General features: G+C 44.3%; 1 protein-coding gene. It reads left to right on the forward strand.

All coding sequences use genetic code 11. The features are described from left to right. Positions 1-127 precede the first annotated feature (127 nt). The coding region (locus tag MXE39_RS12820) for a hypothetical protein (RefSeq protein WP_246979085.1) at positions 128-1,562 on the forward strand (1,435 nt) is incomplete at its 3' end.

The following is a 1,562-nucleotide window of genomic DNA, read 5'->3' on the forward strand; positions in this document are numbered from 1 at the left end:
TACGGCGTATTAAGTGCTTGTGATTTTCATCACGTTTTTTGATAAATCCTTATATTTATGCGATTTGCGCGGGTATGATTCATAACTTCAACATATGAATGTAAGTCTGAGAGGTGACCCTATGCCAATGAGCCGCGTTGAATATGATCAGAGATATAAAAGCAGCATAAATCAGCGTCTTTCAGAGGTTCAAAGCCTTTATGAGCTGATCTTCCAGTTTGAAAAAACCAAAATGGATGTTTCTCGTGAGCTTCCAGGGGACCTCTCCGATCGTAGCTTCGAACGCCATATTGAACATTGCTCTAAAGAGCTGAAAGAGCGATTCTATGCGGAGGAGAGCAATGATGAGAAGCTGAAAATCATACTGGCAGATACTCTCAGACACATCTACAGTGAGTCTTCTGCTGCGTTAAGGAAAGTCACTCTTTTGAACGCGTATCTTAACGCTGAGTGGCCGGACGAACGCAATACCTGCGGCATGCCAAAGTACAGCGTTGCTCCGATAATATTCAGCAGCATCATAGCTGTGTGCTGCTTCGCCCCAACAGCCAAAAACATCACTTCATTTATAAACTCTCGAAGATACGAGCTGGGCATGCTGTTACCGGGAGCTAACCTGATTAATAATGAGATTTCTACAAGCACTGTAAGAAACATCATTTCTTTTGGCGAACCAGAAACAAAGCGAGAGCTTCTGAATAAAATTTCCCGTCTTCAGCAGATCTCTGTCAGAGCTGGCTTAACTGGTGAAAGTGGCTTTCTTCTCGGACACACTCCTCCTGATGACTTTGCCAAGGCCCACACGTATGGCATTGATGGACAGTCTCTTAATGGAACTTACAAAGCAGGGTCTGTTTCAAGGACCATTAAGGCTGGAGATGTAGTAACCATGTATAACTGCAGCACTCGAGCCCCTGAAGATTATGCTGTTGCCAGTAAGAAGTCGCATGAAAAGGACTTCATTGAGCAGTTCGTACAAAAAATCAATGGTAAAAACGCTGTTGTTATGTGGGACAGTCTCAACACTACCCCCATAACATTCAAGACTGTGATTGATTCAGGAAATCACCCTCTATGCCCTTTAAAGGCTAATCGTAAGGATGAGTACCAGGGCCTGAAAGACACGTTTTCAGCGATTGAGGATGGTTCTTTCAATGTTTCAACTATGAAGTACACCTCTCCGGCGGTTACTGCTCATGGCCGTGAAACAATCAACGAATTCATGCTTATTCCAGCATCAGCTCTGCCTGAGGAAATTGTTTCAAAGTATGAGGGCGTGAAAACAGCAGTGCTCAGAAGAACTACTACAAGGAAGGTAATTCGTAAGCGTGCTGTCGATGAGTCTGTGAAGCGCTCAAATGAGCGACACAAGGAGAACCTTAAGGCTTCTACGGAGACAAAGTATTACCTGAGCACTCTTGAGTTTGATCAGCATGGGTTTGAGCAGGTTCTGCAGAGTGTTTTTGAATACTGGCTTTGCGAGGAGCATCACCACTTACTGGATAAAGACCTCAGGCAGGACGACATGACTGCATGCAATTCTGATTTCATCGAGGGTATGG

Origin of the sequence: Anaerobiospirillum sp. NML120511 (genome assembly GCF_023050955.1) — a bacterium.
Classification (GTDB): domain Bacteria; phylum Pseudomonadota; class Gammaproteobacteria; order Enterobacterales; family Succinivibrionaceae; genus Anaerobiospirillum.